Annotated in this window: 14 protein-coding genes; 4 read left to right on the forward strand and 10 right to left on the reverse strand. The window is 55.8% G+C overall.

The window, feature by feature from the left end; all coding sequences use genetic code 11:
- Positions 1–114 precede the first annotated feature (114 nt).
- From H8K04_02365 to erpA, 4 genes are all read right to left on the reverse strand, one after another.
- Positions 115–264 (reverse strand): hypothetical protein, encoded by a 150-nt coding sequence (locus H8K04_02365; GenBank protein UVT16428.1) that lies wholly within the window; start codon positions 262–264, stop codon positions 115–117.
- A gap of 1,563 nt (positions 265–1,827) precedes the next feature.
- Positions 1,828–2,718, reverse strand: coding sequence for a ferredoxin oxidoreductase (locus tag H8K04_02370; GenBank protein ID UVT16429.1), 891 nt, complete (start codon positions 2,716–2,718; stop codon positions 1,828–1,830).
- 185 nt (positions 2,719–2,903) lie between these two features.
- Positions 2,904–4,112: a ferredoxin oxidoreductase gene (locus tag H8K04_02375; protein ID UVT16430.1), complete on the reverse strand. Its 1,209-nt coding sequence runs from the start codon at positions 4,110–4,112 to the stop codon at positions 2,904–2,906.
- Between the two features lie 50 nt (positions 4,113–4,162).
- Positions 4,163–4,483, reverse strand: a complete 321-nt coding sequence (gene erpA, locus H8K04_02380) for an iron-sulfur cluster insertion protein ErpA (GenBank protein UVT16431.1) — start codon at positions 4,481–4,483, stop codon at positions 4,163–4,165.
- A gap of 415 nt (positions 4,484–4,898) precedes the next feature.
- Here erpA and H8K04_02385 point away from each other — a divergent pair, with 415 nt between their 5' ends.
- On the forward strand, positions 4,899–5,384 hold the full coding sequence (locus H8K04_02385) for a hemerythrin domain-containing protein (protein ID UVT16432.1): 486 nt from the start codon (positions 4,899–4,901) through the stop codon (positions 5,382–5,384).
- A gap of 137 nt (positions 5,385–5,521) precedes the next feature.
- Here H8K04_02385 and H8K04_02390 read toward each other — a convergent pair whose 3' ends face one another.
- The 4 genes from H8K04_02390 to H8K04_02405 form a co-directional block, all read right to left on the reverse strand.
- Positions 5,522–6,616, reverse strand: a complete 1,095-nt coding sequence (locus H8K04_02390) for an FAD-dependent oxidoreductase (GenBank protein UVT16433.1) — start codon at positions 6,614–6,616, stop codon at positions 5,522–5,524.
- A gap of 334 nt (positions 6,617–6,950) precedes the next feature.
- The gene (locus tag H8K04_02395) at positions 6,951–7,262 is read right to left on the reverse strand and encodes a hypothetical protein (protein UVT16434.1); all 312 of its coding nucleotides are present in this window, start codon (positions 7,260–7,262) and stop codon (positions 6,951–6,953) included.
- A gap of 210 nt (positions 7,263–7,472) precedes the next feature.
- Positions 7,473–8,069, reverse strand: coding sequence for a response regulator (locus tag H8K04_02400; protein UVT16435.1), 597 nt, complete (start codon positions 8,067–8,069; stop codon positions 7,473–7,475).
- A 482-nt stretch (positions 8,070–8,551) separates the two neighbouring features.
- On the reverse strand, positions 8,552–8,767 hold the full coding sequence (locus tag H8K04_02405) for a hypothetical protein (GenBank protein ID UVT16436.1): 216 nt from the start codon (positions 8,765–8,767) through the stop codon (positions 8,552–8,554).
- 1,237 nt (positions 8,768–10,004) lie between these two features.
- Between H8K04_02405 and H8K04_02410 the strand changes: the two genes are divergently transcribed.
- The 3 genes from H8K04_02410 (at position 10,005) to H8K04_02420 (ending at position 12,897) form a co-directional block, all read left to right on the forward strand.
- Entirely contained in the window at positions 10,005–12,143 is a 2,139-nt protein-coding gene (locus H8K04_02410) for an ATP-dependent metallopeptidase FtsH/Yme1/Tma family protein (GenBank protein UVT16437.1), read from the forward strand.
- A 238-nt stretch (positions 12,144–12,381) separates the two neighbouring features.
- The gene (locus tag H8K04_02415) at positions 12,382–12,606 is read left to right on the forward strand and encodes a hypothetical protein (protein UVT16438.1); all 225 of its coding nucleotides are present in this window, start codon (positions 12,382–12,384) and stop codon (positions 12,604–12,606) included.
- Positions 12,607–12,645: 39 nt separating this feature from the next.
- Positions 12,646–12,897, forward strand: a complete 252-nt coding sequence (locus tag H8K04_02420; GenBank protein ID UVT16439.1) for a hypothetical protein — start codon at positions 12,646–12,648, stop codon at positions 12,895–12,897.
- A 53-nt stretch (positions 12,898–12,950) separates the two neighbouring features.
- On the opposite strand, the gene H8K04_02425 is transcribed toward H8K04_02420, so the two are convergent.
- Together H8K04_02425 and H8K04_02430 are read right to left on the reverse strand one after the other, a co-directional pair.
- Positions 12,951–13,109, reverse strand: a complete 159-nt coding sequence (locus H8K04_02425) for a hypothetical protein (protein ID UVT16440.1) — start codon at positions 13,107–13,109, stop codon at positions 12,951–12,953.
- A 280-nt stretch (positions 13,110–13,389) separates the two neighbouring features.
- Positions 13,390–14,352, reverse strand: coding sequence for a helix-turn-helix domain-containing protein (locus H8K04_02430; protein ID UVT16441.1), 963 nt, complete (start codon positions 14,350–14,352; stop codon positions 13,390–13,392).
- Positions 14,353–14,409: the final 57 nt, after the last annotated feature.

The following is a 14,409-nucleotide window of genomic DNA, read 5'->3' on the forward strand; positions in this document are numbered from 1 at the left end:
ACATTTTTCATCCAGAGACATGGTAGCGGCAAGGTTCTGAAGATGCTCCAGCTCTTTGGTCAGAGCTAGCTTCCGTTCGGCCCCGCGATGAAGCGGCTGCACGACGGTCGGCGTTCACTGGCCGGTCGCGACTAATTCCTCGAGATAAGGGAGGCGGGTCTCGATCAGAGACGGTTCGCGGAGGAGGGCTGTGTGCTGGTCAGGGAATCCATCCTGTTTGGCTCGGAGCTTTTCTAACGCCTGGGCGGCCGTAGAGAGCCTCATTCTGGTGTCCCCACACCCACGTGTGAGAGCCCGTTCAGCGTCCCGCTCTAGGCGTGAAGGGTTAGTTTGTATTCCACTCTCCCCAGACCTGCTCATTTCATCACATAAGAGTCCACGGCTCACGGATTCCATTAATCAGCTGATAAGCGTTCAGTTTTGACCATTCTTCGTTTGATAGCGATGCTATTGTCCGCCCGAGCCTCACAAAACAATTGTGTGTGGGGAAAACCTAATGACTCACGGCGGAGCGGGGACGCCTTGAAGGGTGTACGAGTATGAGGCGGTTATTATGCACCCTCCCCCAATACCTCCAAATGTGATTTGGATTTGTCGAGCATGCTGGAGGCAGAGGTCGGACGATGAATCGACTCCGCTTCCCATTCCGACCTTCATCGGTTTATGTGCGGAATGCGACGCAAAGAATATCCCTCTTGTCTATGTTCAGGTAGTTCCTATGTCGAGGCACGACTATAAGGGACGCTCGATCATATTGACACTCGGTGAACAGGATGGACACTGGGGGTGCCATTTTTTAGTGACTGAACTCGGGAATACACAGGCACCATCTCCAAAGGGGTTTGTGGCCGGGAGGGTTTATTCTTACGCAGGCGCGGAGGCGGAAGCTCTCAAGGCGGCGCAACAGCTCATCGATTCCAATTAGCTCCCCGTCCTTTCCTCGACGCGTAGCACCCAACCCTCATGAGAAATCAATCGTTGCGACGCGCTGTCAGTGAGTCCTGCCGGGCTCGGTCACTATGTAAGGAGTTGAAGAGTATAAACGCAAAATGGAAGGAGACATGATGGATGCAAACTGGCTGATATTCGGTGGAGTGCTTCTCGGCTTACTGGGAGCGGCTTTCGTCATTTACAGGAAGGGTCAATAGCCGTAGATCGGGTGTTCCTCCTAAACGTACCTGTTGACGAGCCTATGGAGCCGCCCTCTCTGAGGCTCCACAAATTTCATTCTCTTTCCTCGCTAGATCTGCCCATGAGGTATCTCTTTTAGTTACCTCGCCGGTGGCGACACGGCACACCCATATCCGGAAGACGCTCATTTCTTCTTTGCCCGGATTGCAGACACGGCTTCGTAAGCATAGAGCGAATTTATAGTTCCACATTCACGGCAGATCCCGAACGAAGCCCCTTTGGTCGGAAGCGGTGTATTCGGCTTTTCAACGGTCCAACATTTCCAGCAAAGGAACGTCACATGCGAAGGCAATCTGGCTCTTTCCATGAGAATAGGGGGGACTCGTGAGCGGGTCGAGCGTCAACGAGAGATAGTCTGGGCGTTGTACTTAGGCCGTAACGCTCAAATTCCCTCACACTGGTATATCTTGCGCATAGATAAATCCTGTGCGAGCCTCCCAACGTAATCAACCATTCCAGGCCTGTCCTGATCGAAACCAGGAGACAACCTTAGCTCGTGAGATTAGGTCACACGCTGCAATGTCGTCGTATGGCCCTGGTCCGTCTCAATCCATTGCCAAGGATATTCCCATGAGGCGTGGAGGATTCGGACAGAGTGTGTGGGTGTTCTCTCAATTTTTCCCTCTATTCATGTGATTACACCTTCGTGAGTGCCGCTGCCGGTTTCTGGATGAACTCCTTGTAACCATACCGATCAGCCAGATAGGCCTTGGCGTCTTCGCTGACGTACTCGGTAAATTTGTATCGATCGTCCTCCACGGTTTTGGCATCTTCCATGACCTTGTCGGTCGGAATCGCGTACTCGATATTGCAGGACGTATAGGCCTGAATATACGTTGGACCGACCTCGCGCGCGATCAGCACGGCCTTCTTGATGCAGCTTTCCACCCGCCGCGGATTATTCGGCACAACGGTGGCGATATACGCGCAGCCGGCGATCTTGGCCATGCTGACCATGTCCATTTTCTCGAACTTCTTGCCGAGCGGGGCCATCTTGAGCACCGCTCCTCTGGTGGTCATCCCGCTTTCCTGTCCGCCCGTATTCCCGTAGACCTCATTGTCCAGCATGATCGTCGTGAACCGTTCCCTCCGGAACCACGAATGGAGGACCTGCTGGAATCCGATGTCGGCGGTGCCGCCGTCACCGGCCATCACGACAACGTCTTTGGGCTGGTCGCCGAATCGGATTCGTAACCCGCGCGACAATCCACTGGCGACGCCGTTCTGGTCGCCATAGTTGCCGTACACGAAGGGAATCGCCGCCTGCGAGATGGCGAGCCGGCCGCATCCGGCCGTCCCGACTGTAATCGTGTCTTCGGGGTTCGGAAAGGCGACAATCGCCAGCCGGATGAACAGGGTCATCGCACAGCCCGCGCACATCGGATGCTCCTCCAGGATTTCCTTGAAGCTGCCCATCTGTGACACTGTTGTTTTCTTGCCGAAGGGCCCCTGTTCAACCATATCCCGATATTCTTTCGGCATGAAGGTATCGAAGCCTGGCGCGAACTTTACATAATCGAGACTCATCTGACACCTCGCTTTCACTGTTATCCGCAGTTGCGGTGGAATGTATATCTCTTGCACAGTCGATGGCGTTGGCACGGCTCCTTGTCTTTGCCTGGGCGGCGACTTCGACGAGCAACGCCTTCGCCGGTTCGTGACAGGTTCTTCAACGCTGTCCGGCTATTCCCTTCTGGCGCGGCCGGGTACGCTCATCCACCGCGCCCTGCCAGCACCCCGGATCGCATCCCGATCGCCTTCTTGACTTCCTCCACGATCACTTCCGGTGGCAAGGTCATGCCCCCGCAGACACGTGGTCCGCCGACGACACGTTCGCTGTTGGGGATCGTGGCTTTGATTTCTTTTGCCATCCATCCGATGACATTGAATTCGGGCACGATGATGTGTGAGGCATGCTTGGTGGCTTCGCGAAGTTCTTCTTCCGGCCACGGGCGCAAAGTCTTGATCTTGACGAGTCCAACGCGCACCCCCTCATCGGCCAGCAGGCGCATAGCTTCCCGCCCCTGGGAGACGGCGGTTCCCGAGGAGATAATGAGGATGTCGGCATCGCCGTCTTCGACGTCGATCAGGCCATCCAGCCAGGCGATCGTGTGCTTGCGCGACCGTTCTGCGGCGGCCCAGACTTCCTGTTGCCAACTCGCGTGCGTGGCGTAGCTGATGTAGTTGCTCTTCATCACGAAGGGATCGCGCATCATCCGGACCGGAGGACACTCCATATCCATGCAGGGCACGGGTGAGCGATAGGGATCATAGGGTGGCAGGCACATCTCGGCGGGAGTCAGGCCGACGACGTCCTTCGTGTGGGTCACGAAGAAGCCGTCGCAGCAGAGAGCCAACGGCAAATGCACGTCCGGCTCTTCCGACACCATATAGCCCTTGAGAATCCAGTCATAGAAATCCTGTGCGGTTTCTGCATGCCAGACGAGCATGCCCGTATTCATGAGGTAGGCGATCTCGATCGTGTCCGGCTGGATCGACAGGGGAGAATTGATGCCGCGGCAAGTTACGATACATTGGATCGGCAATCTGGATCCGGCCCACATCGGAAAGTTTTCCATGGCCCGCATGGTGCCGGGCCCGGCGGTGGTCGTGAAAACCCGGGCCCCGCCGAAGGCGGAGCCGGCGCACTGTGACATGACCGCAAATTCGCTCTCCCCGCGGAAATAATCGCCGATATAGCCTTCGGCAAAGAGTTCGCCGCACAGGGCGGCCGCCTCGCTCTGGGGCGTAATGGGATAGGCTACCATGATGTCGACGTTAGCGCGCTTGACGGCTTCCTTGATCACTTCACTGCCGGTAAAAAACGATGGGGTGCGAGGCGCGTCGTTCATCATCACGCGTGGATCGGTGATGACTTGACCCTTCTTATTCTTGGTTCCGATGATGGCTGTGGTGTCCATAGCTTGTTCCCTTCCTGTCGACGATAGTGGCCGGCGATCTGGCGCTGATGTTAGGCGCTGAATGAACTGCCGCACCCACACGTCGTTCTGGCTTGTGGGTTCTTGATCGCAAAGCCTGAGCCTTGCACGCTGTCCTGGAAATCGACTTCACAACCGGCGAGCAGTGGGGCGCTCTGGGAGTCCATGATGATCTTGACATTACCCTTTTCGATCACCGTGTCGTCGTCGCCGGTCGCAGACTCGAAGGCCATTCCGTACTGGTAGCCGTGACACCCACCGCCCTTCACATATACGCGTAAGCCGATCGTGTCTTTCTCTTCCTGCATGAGTTCCCTGATCTTTCCTTCTGCCATCGGTGTGATGGTAATCATGACATTGCTCCTTTCTGCGTTGACGGACATGGTCCACAGACGTCAAATCGATTCTTGTGTAGAGGTTCGCCCGTAATCCCAAGTCACGAGGACTTCTTGGCAGACGAAGCCTACACAGGCGTTTTCGAGAGACATTCGGCGTAAAAGCGGCGGAGACCAAGGAATCGGTCGCGCAGGAAGGGACGGGGACGCGCGAGGATAGGACAGTCGGCGTGGCTCAATACGTCATAGCATCACCCTGGGCGCATTCAGCACCGGAGTCAAGCGTTATTATGGATAAGGGATGGTTTGCACGTGGTTTGTTGAGCTTCCGGATCGTTTCTCTTCCCCCACCTATAGGTCTTCCTAGTACGACCGCATGGGAAGTCCTATAGGATAGGCGAACATTCACACAAACTAATATATGGAGGTGAGCATGTCAGGCAAAGCTGTAGTCGCACCCGGAGTGATCGACATGTTGAAAGAGGATCATGAGAAAGTGAAAGGGCTCTTCGAGGAGTTCGAATCAGCAGAGGGGAAAGAGCAAGCAGACATTGCCGCCACCGCAATTATGGAACTGGAGGTCCATGCCGATTTGGAGGAGAAGCTCATCTACCCGGCCATTCGTAAGGCCATCGACGAAGACGAGCAGATGAACGAGGCGGTCGAAGAGCATCATCTCGTTCACGTGCTCATCAAGGAACTGAAGAAGCTCACACCGAAGGATGAAACCTTTCAGGCCAAGTTCACCGTCCTGGGGGAGTTGGTGAAGCATCATGTCGAAGAGGAAGAAGGGGAGATGTTTCCGAAAGCCCAAGAGAGTGAGATCGACTGGGAAGCCTTGGAGACAGCGGTGATGAAACGCAAAGAAACCTTGGTGAGCAAGTTTACTAGGGGCAAGCAATCCGTTGCCAAAGCCTAGCGACTTCAGGGCCGCTTTTCTCTTGGGTATGAGAGATAAGCGGCCCTGCCTGCCCTCTACCGTTTAACGATCGTTTTCTCCTCGTGCGTGGCGACGGCGTACGAGATGGGGATACCTTTATAGAATTGGTCAGACAGTCATGTCTCAATTGGAGAAAGATCGTCCTTCGCCGGTCCATGGAGTACCTTGCCATACGCATTAAATCGAGAACCGTGACAGGGAGAATTCCAGCTGTGTTCTATGGTATCCCACGCGACAATGCATTTGAGATGGGGGCACACGGCTGAGCAGCGATGCAATTCTCCCCCTTCATTCCGATAGACAGCGAGCTTCTGGAGACCCTGCCGAAGTATCGCCCCCGTTCCCTTTGCAATCTGATCTTCAGATTCCACGTCACCGGACGACAACCAGTCGCCATACTGTGCGGCCACATTCAGGTTTTCTTGAAAAGAGGTTTCATCCGCTTTTAGTGACTTCCGAGACGGATCGTACAAGGTGGCCCAGGCATTCGTACGACCCAGAATAAGATCGGTGATGAGCATGCCGGCGATCACGCCATGCGTCAGGCCCATCCAGGAATCCCCGGTAGCTATGTAGATATTAGATGCATCACTGGGATTCCGACCAATGAATCCCAGACCATCGATCGGTTCCAGGACCTGCCCCGACCAGCGATACTCGATGTCCTTGATCATGGGAAACCGTGTCCGGGCCCACTGTTCCAAGCGCTGATAGCGATCGTCGCCATCGTGCGTCTGACCAGTCTTGTGATCTTCACCGCCAATGATCAAGATATCCTGGCCGTCGGCTGCTGCTCCCTTTTGGATTCTGCCGTAGTGGTATGGGTCCGCCTGATCCCAGTACAGGGCGGGGGGCACAGCATTCTCCGGCACCCGAGCTCCGATGACATAGGAGGTATAGGGTGCCTGTTTGGAGTGCACCACGAACATATCATTGATGGGAATGTTCGTGGCCACGAGCACCGAGTGAGCCGTGATGACGTGCCCGGGTCGGGTATCAATGCGCGATGGGGTTCCGCTCTTTACCTCCTCGACATGGCAGTCTGTGAAGATCTGCCCACCCCGCCGTTCAATGGCCTGCGCCAGACCGGTCAGGAACTTTAAGGGATGGAATTGAGCTTGCCTCGGAAATCGAAGGCATGCTCCAGGCTCCAGAGCGGGTATTGACGGATTCTCGACCCGTACGACAATTGGTGAGCGTGTGCTCAGCACCGCCAGGCTCTTTGGTGTCCGTCAAACGCTTCGCAAGCCCTTTGGCATGGAAGAAATGCTCAGCATGATTCGGTATGAGCTGGCGCGTTAATCCCTCTATTCCAATGTGTAGGTCTAGGTGACTCGTTGTTAACGCCTGAAAAGAAAGCTCCGTCCTTTTTCAAGAACGGAGCTTTCATCGAACAGCACAATTTTTACTTCATGTGTTCGATAACGTTCGTGTTACCGGTTCACGATGTTTCCATTGGGCTGTTCTAGTCTTGGGCTGCCGCCTGCATGTCAAGATCTATACTGGGAGAGAACCTTGTAACTACGCCGTGTTGCGGCGTCTGACTCAGTTCACTCGCTGCAAGGTCGTCGTATGGCCTTGGTCCGTCACATACGCTTTGACCAGGTCGCCCGGTTTCACCGTATCCAACTTCGTACTCTTATCGACATGGATTCTATGCTCTTTGCCATCATCATCCTTTATCGAGTAGTACTCTCCCTCAATTCTCAACAACGTTCCCTTGAACGAATCGTTCGAGAAGCGCTCTTTGATCGTGGGACTCGCTTCCTTCTCCGCCATGGGATCGGCAGCGTAGGTCATGCCAGCTCCGGATCCCAATAATCCAACCACCAACATCGATAATATTCCTATTTTCATCGTGTCCTCCGTTTAGGTTTAACTCATTCTCGCATGCGGCCATCATATACGGAGCTGGGGAAATACCGTGGATGGGCATTAGCTAAACAATTGATGGAGCGTAACCCTAGAGAAAAGCATCGTCGATTACGCGAGGATAAAGAAAGAGGTTGCGGCATCTCCACAGGGCTAAATATGTCCGACGCCTAAGGAATTCCAGCGGGGAACGCATCAGTATTCCCACATTCTCTGTCGTGCCTCGCTGACGAGATGATTGGCCTGGGCTTGAAATGCCAGCGTGCTGCCTTCTACGGCGGTGAGCGTTTGTTCGCACATCACTCGGTTTTCTTGTCTGGTATCGCTCAGCATTTTGGACTTACGAATGAGGTTCCTCCGAAGTTGATGGCCATACTTGGTCGTCCACGTTGCGCCACTTTCGAGCGAACAACGCAATTGGTAGAGTGACAACAGGTCTTCAATGATGCAGATGATGTTCGGGGTCGTCGTGGTTCCGTGCAGAAACCCAAGGGCGCCCTGCTCTATGGCTTGCCGCACGGCAGCGACTTCCTCTCGCTCCGTCGTGACAATAAAGGGTGAGCAAGGATGGTGAAGCCGATTGAGGCCGAGCAGGGAATACCCGTCGAGCGAAGCAATGCTCTGAGGACAGATGACGACTTGGTAGAGGTTCAGCGGTATATACGTCACGGCTTTCCTAAACGAGGAACAAACAGTCACAAGAGCGCTCGAAAAATATCGGCGAATGATCTCGTGGAACTCAGGAGCAGGATCAATGAGTAGGATTGAGGGTGACGCGATTGATGCGGCCATGATATCCGCTTTCCCACAGGTCGGCGGTCAAGACACTTCAGCAGGCCGCTGACTATGTGCAAGGAGTGTTTTGGAACTGTCGATGTAAGATTCCCGCATTAAACGCAAATGGAACAACTGGTATGTTTCCGAAGGCCTTCACCATGCTGAACCGCTGATTGTGTATCAGCCAGAAGGGACTGGGCTATCCATCATTGCTCCCTTCTAGTTACGCGGTCCTCTCAAACAGACGAAGGCCTCTCGGTGTCAAGTAGTACGCCCGACCATGCCAGCGAGTCTCATCAGCGGATCAATACCGTCTATCGGCCTCCTCCGCCGGGATCGAGGCCCAAATCGTGACGCCCCACAACAACACGACAATCGCAACTAGGCTATAAATCTGATACATGTTCATCACCTCGCGTTTGGTCACAATCCGAATGTGCTCGTTTGCCTCTGTTCACTCATCGCCTCTTCCGTCAGGTGAGGGTTGGAATATCCCTTCAAAATGTCGGTGCCGATCGGATCGCGTTCCTCGTCTGCTCTGCACCGACACAGCTTTGTTCGGCCAACAGGTATTGCCCGGCGCTGGCCAGCTCAGGAATTCTGGCCTTACAGGCCGTGAGCGTATCCTCCGCTGCCCCGGAGGCCACGGCAGCACGTTCTCCTATCGGAATGGCACGCTCTTCTGTCGGGGACAAAATCATGGTTCCTTTCACGTGCGAATCTTCTGCCTGAGCAGGCGAAATTGACGTAGGGATAAGGCTGCGAGCAGCATCACCACCCAAAGGGCTGCTCCTTTTGTTGTGATCGTGGTCATCATGATTACTCCTCCTCTGTCATGGTCTGTGCCCCGTGGACCTCAGGCGCAGAAGACACCAACACTGTGAAAGGCGATTTCGCCTCTGGCACCGCTGGATCCGATGACGGTCGTGCTTCGAAGAAACGGAGGCAGAGACTGAGAAATCAGACGCGCCGCAGTGGGAAAAGGGAATGCGCGAGAGATGGGACAGTCGACGCAGTTCAATACGTCATAGCATCACCCTGGGCGCATTCACCACGGGAGTCAAGCATTATTATGGGTAAGGAATGGTGTGCACACGCTCATGAGCCATTCTTCATCCCCTTCTAACTCGTTCTTCATCCTAGGGCGATACACTCCAGAGCGTGGAGTGCATTGTGCCTTTAGAGATACACGGAAGGAGACATGATGGATCCAAACTGGCTGATATTCGGTGCGGCGATTCTTGGGGTAGTAGTGGCAGCGGTCGTCATCTACAAAAAGGATCAGAAGCCGTAGGAGGGGTACGAGCCTAAAAGGCCTTTCCCGCGTAGCCTATGGACTGTCTCGGAGGTGCGGCCCGAGACGGTCCCATAGGTTTTTCTTGTGTCCTACGGTGATGGATGATTGGCCTTACACAACTCATTGATGGATTAATCAAAGCCCATCGGCCTGCAACGCATGCATCAATGCCCGAATCGTCCCGTCGCATTCCTTCGTCCGATTGTCGAGCACGTAGGCACGCCGATGCTCGATGATACGTCTCCCACCATTGACTGGCCACATCTCGGTTTCAGGTGCTCTGGTTCCGCGCTTGCGGTCGTTTTCGCGCCTTGCCAGGTCAATGTCTCCCAGCCGTTCGCCTCGTTCCCCTGTGCACTTTCCTAGTTCGACGCTCCGCCGGGAATCAATACACTATATCGTCGAGTGCCGACGGAATTTGTGGGGGGATCATACGGTGATTGGCAACGCTTTATTGATGTAAGGGTCTGTGCATTCCTACGGCAACCTTTGCAGGGATAGCGGTTTTGATCACCGGATGCGCTGCTACTCACTGTCCACCGTTTAATCGGAGCCCCACAGTGAACTTGTTATGCGAGGGGGGAAGTGCTAGGGTCAATTAAGACTGCACAAATATCTGCCGGCTATGAGCCAGTGCGTCTGAGGAGGTCACCATGCGCGTGACGGAACAGCAGACGCGGCGCAACAACAGCGATTCCACATCAGCCAGGCGCCTCCAAAACGCCGACAGCGGGTCGGGTGCTCGAAAGAGTGTCGAGCAGATGAAGGTGCCGCCGCGCAAGACATGGCTCTGGTTCGTGCTCATCCTGGTCGCAAACTTCTTACTTGGAAGGTTTCTGATCCCGAGCCAGGAAGCGCCGGTCACAGTGCCCTATACCTTCTTTAAGCAGGAGGTAGGGAAGAACAACGTCGCGGCGATCTATAGTCAGGCGGACACGATCACAGGGCGTTTCACGACAGCTATCACCTATCCACCGTTGGGTGAAAAGAATACGGCGTCCAGCGGCGAGGCCAAAACCACGAGCGAGCGTGGTGCGGTCTCCGGCACCGAAACCAAAGTAATCAGTGTGTTCACAACTACACTCCCTTCCTTCGTCGACCCTAGCTTGGAACAATTTCTAATCACGAATGGAGTCGAGATCAGCGCGAAACCGATTCAAGAAGGCGGCAACCCATGGGTGACGATGTTTTTTAGCTTTGGCCCGGGCCTGCTCTTCATCGGCTTCTATATCTGGCTCTTCCGTCGGGCTGCGCAGCAAGGCGGCGGCATGATGGGCGGAGGAGTGATGGGCATGGGCAAGAGTCGAGCCCGCCGGTATGACCAGGAGCAGAATGCGAAGATCACCTTTAACGACGTCGCCGGCATCGACGAAGCTGAGAATGAACTGATTGAGATCGTGGATTTCCTCAAGGATACCAATAAGTACACCCGCCTCGGAGGGACTGCTCCGAAAGGCGTGCTGCTGGTAGGTGCGCCGGGTACGGGGAAGACGCTGCTCGCGAAGGCTGTTGCAGGAGAGGCGGGTGTGCCCTTCTTCTCGATGAGCGCCGCGGAGTTTGTGGAGATGATCGTGGGAGTGGGCGCGGCGAGGGTACGGGATCTCTTCAAGGAAGCGCGCGAGAATGCGCCCGCGATTGTTTTCATCGACGAACTCGATGCCATCGGACGCGCTCGCGGACAGATGGCGATTGGCGGGTCCAGCGAGCAGGAGCAAACCTTGAACCAAATCCTGACCGAAATGGACGGGTTCTCGAGCCGAGAAGGCATCATCGTGTTGGCGGCAACGAACCAACCGGACGTGCTCGACAAAGCGCTCCTGCGTCCCGGACGCTTCGACAGGCGCGTGGTCGTGAATCTCCCCGATAAGACCGGGCGGGAGGCCATCCTCAAAGTCCACACCCGCAACGTGCCGCTCGCGAACGATGCAATACTCGGAAATCTTGCCGCAATGACGCCAGGGCTCTCAGGGGCCGACCTCAAGAATCTGGTGAATGAGGCCGCGCTACTGGGAGCTCGCCGCGAGCAACAAGAGGTCCGTCACAAGGACTTCCTCGACGCACTGGAGAAGATCGTGCTCGGCCCAGAACGCCCGATTCTCATGAGCCGGGCCGACCGAGAACGCATTGCCTATCACGAGGGTGGACATGCCATCCTCGGTCTCGTGGTGTCTGGCGCCGACCCCGTGAACCGGGTTACGATCGTGCCACGCGGGCAGGCGCTCGGCGTAACCTATCAGCGCCCCGACAGCGACCGTTATAACTATCCGGAAGCTTATTTACGCGCGAGGATTGTTGGAATGCTGGGAGGGCGTGCAGCCGAGGAGATTGTCTACGGGACGAAGACCACTGGGGCCGAAAACGACATCGAGCAAGCCACCGGTCTCGCCCGTCGGATGGTCACACGTTGGGGCATGAGTGAACGGCTTGGGCTCGTACAGCTCGCGCCAAGGGAGAACCCCTACCTGAGCGGCTTAAACGGGTACGGAGACGCGAGGCCGTTCAGCGAGGAGACTGCTAAAGCCATCGATGCCGAGGTACTCAGGATTATCGGCGAGAGTCACGACGAGGCCAGACGGCTCCTCAGCGTGCATCGCATGCAACTCGATTTGCTTGCCGAAGCCTTGCTCGCTCGGGAGACTCTCAACGAACAGGAAATTCTCGAGGTGACGGGGCTCCCCCATGCGCCGGCTCTTGAGACTGCTGCGTTGCCCCATCCTGGTGTGGGTACCAGGAGCGCTGACTCAATCATTGCCAAATTAGAACCCGCTCGATCTTATCGCGTTGAATCGTGAACGGGCGCCGTTGAGGATCGTTTGCATGATGTCTAGTTAGATCCTGCAGAGCGATGCCCATCAGACAGGCGATCACATCGTAGGGGCCGATCAACTCCTGCGCCCCATGCGCCGGTCAACACGCGATCAAACGTCCCGGATGCCGTGGAGTGGTAACCGGGCATGCGGTTCTCCTCAATGGATGGGTTGACAGTGAGGCATTCCATCCAGCAACCTCCTAAGCACGATGACTAAAGCTGTGACCTACAAAGGATATACCATTCAACCCGCGCCCCGGCTTCTCGTGGACACCGGCCAGTGGGAGTTGAATGTCTTCATTTCATGGCCGACCGACGACGAGGACGACAGTCGGCATTTCGTGTCGACGGGTCGGTATGCGACTGAGGACGAAGCCACCGCCCAATGCATTGCCTATGGCCAACACATCGTTGATGGCAAGATTCCCGGCTCTTCGGTTAGATAATCCCCAAACTCTGCAGAGGCGCTTACCCTGGGAGGAGTCATGAGTGGTGAATCTCTTGCTAGCCTTGTCTGGTGCTTAACTCGTCTACAACTTCAGTGTGAGGCCGTGATTGAGGCGCTCGAGAAGAAAGAGCCAGGTTTTCGCAATCTCGTTGCTGAGGAAATGAAAGAACTTCGTGAGCAGGGGAGAATTCTCCAGATTGCCGCCGAAACCAAACACGAGATCGACCAAGTTGCTGATTGGAGTTGGCTGAAATCACACGGGATAGACCCCAATTCACCAAAAGCCTGATCGGTCAGCCCGGTTGTCGAGCGGGCTTCTGCCGGCGAAGATTTGCTCTTGGGTCAGCCTGGGAAGATAGGCGGATACTTCTGAGCGATCTCAAACAGATAATACTGGATAAGTTCTAGATCGAGACTCGTCAGTTCGTCGGCTCTCATGGTGCCGTCGAGCAAGTTTTCCGACGCGATCATAAATTGCCTGATCTCTTCGCGCAATATCATGAGAGAGCCGCTCTTTCTGCAACAATGACGGCGGTCACGTTCAAAAGTTTGCTGACCAATGCAATGTTTGAGATGAGACGAAGGTCTCCTGCCCGGGTGCTACGTATAATGTTGTAGGACCCTCCACTCAACTAGGGATATCCCTAGCCGGGTCCTCTTCGGTGGAACTCAATGGCGACGACATGTCTGAATACGCGTTGTCGGGCTCTGCCTCGGCACCCTGCACAGCGACAATGAACGAGCGCTGCAAGGCCTAGTCGGGACTATCCCCAGAGCGCGATCAGACACGCGCTCTCAACTCGCGCACCCCGCGGCCGATTTTTCGTCGGATGAGGGTCCGCAACGTCACCCCGTTGGCATAGCCGACCTGGGCAGCTATCTCATCGATACTGTGGTCGCTGGTCTGTAGCAGATGGACAGCGCGCTCGATGCGAATGTCCTGAAAGTATGCGAGAGGCGACTTCCCAACCACGGCGTGGAGTCGACGTGTCAGCGTCCTTGGACTTGTCGCCACCGCACGAGCGGCTTCATAGAGCGAGAAGCCGTCAGCCAAACGGCGGCGGGACCACCGTTCGAACCGCTCCACAAACGGATCCGCGTGAGCCAGGTGGTCAGGAATGGCGAAGGTCGCCTGCATCGGTCGCGGGTCAAGCACGAGATAACGAGCCGTCAGCGCCGCCAACGCGGGACTACGGCGGCGCACGAGCCACAAGGCCAGATCGAGATGTGCCAGCGCGGCCCCGGCAGTGATGAACGGTGACGAGTGGACGATCATACGTGACTCGTCCAGCATCACGTGCGGATACCGTTCACGAAAGAAGGGAGCCAGCCACCAGGAAGTCGTCGCACGATGGCCGTTGAGCAGGGAGGTTCCTGCAAGGATGAACGTGCCCGTGCAGGCAGCCCCAAGCATGGTGCCTCGCTGGAACCATCCCCGCAGGAGGTTCTGCGCGTCCACTATCTCTCGTCGGTCGAGCATGATGCGCAACGTATCAGGCATCTTCGCCCCCACGGCAGGAACCAGGGCGACATCGGGACGCGCAAGTCCCGTCGCCGGCTCCGCCGGGATCGACAGGCCGTGACTCGTGGTCACTCGGGAGCGAACACCCACGATGGTGACATCGAAGCGCGTCGTCAATGTCCTCGAGGATGCGGCGAGTTCATTCGCCACACTGAAGGTGTCAAGAAGGGTGGATAAGCCAGTATCGAAGGTGTCCTGAAGTGCAAGGATATAAATTCGCATGGCCAGAACTGTACCATAATTGGCATTCTTGCCAATAGACCGTGCTTGGCCCACGCG

Origin of the sequence: Nitrospira sp. (genome assembly GCA_024760525.1) — a bacterium.
GTDB lineage: Bacteria > Nitrospirota > Nitrospiria > Nitrospirales > Nitrospiraceae > Nitrospira_D.

Coding starts and splice junctions, on each gene's coding strand:
- H8K04_02365 (UVT16428.1), bottom strand. CDS start 264: ATGAGGCTCTCTACGGCCGCCCAGGCGTTAGAAAAGCTCCGAGCCAAA.
- H8K04_02370 (UVT16429.1), bottom strand. CDS start 2,718: ATGAGTCTCGATTATGTAAAGTTCGCGCCAGGCTTCGATACCTTCATG.
- H8K04_02375 (UVT16430.1), bottom strand. CDS start 4,112: ATGGACACCACAGCCATCATCGGAACCAAGAATAAGAAGGGTCAAGTC.
- erpA (UVT16431.1), bottom strand. CDS start 4,483: ATGATTACCATCACACCGATGGCAGAAGGAAAGATCAGGGAACTCATG.
- H8K04_02385 (UVT16432.1), top strand. CDS start 4,899: ATGTCAGGCAAAGCTGTAGTCGCACCCGGAGTGATCGACATGTTGAAA.
- H8K04_02395 (UVT16434.1), bottom strand. CDS start 7,262: ATGAAAATAGGAATATTATCGATGTTGGTGGTTGGATTATTGGGATCC.
- H8K04_02400 (UVT16435.1), bottom strand. CDS start 8,069: ATGGCCGCATCAATCGCGTCACCCTCAATCCTACTCATTGATCCTGCT.
- H8K04_02410 (UVT16437.1), top strand. CDS start 10,005: ATGCGCGTGACGGAACAGCAGACGCGGCGCAACAACAGCGATTCCACA.
- H8K04_02420 (UVT16439.1), top strand. CDS start 12,646: ATGAGTGGTGAATCTCTTGCTAGCCTTGTCTGGTGCTTAACTCGTCTA.
- H8K04_02425 (UVT16440.1), bottom strand. CDS start 13,109: ATGATATTGCGCGAAGAGATCAGGCAATTTATGATCGCGTCGGAAAAC.
- H8K04_02430 (UVT16441.1), bottom strand. CDS start 14,352: ATGCGAATTTATATCCTTGCACTTCAGGACACCTTCGATACTGGCTTA.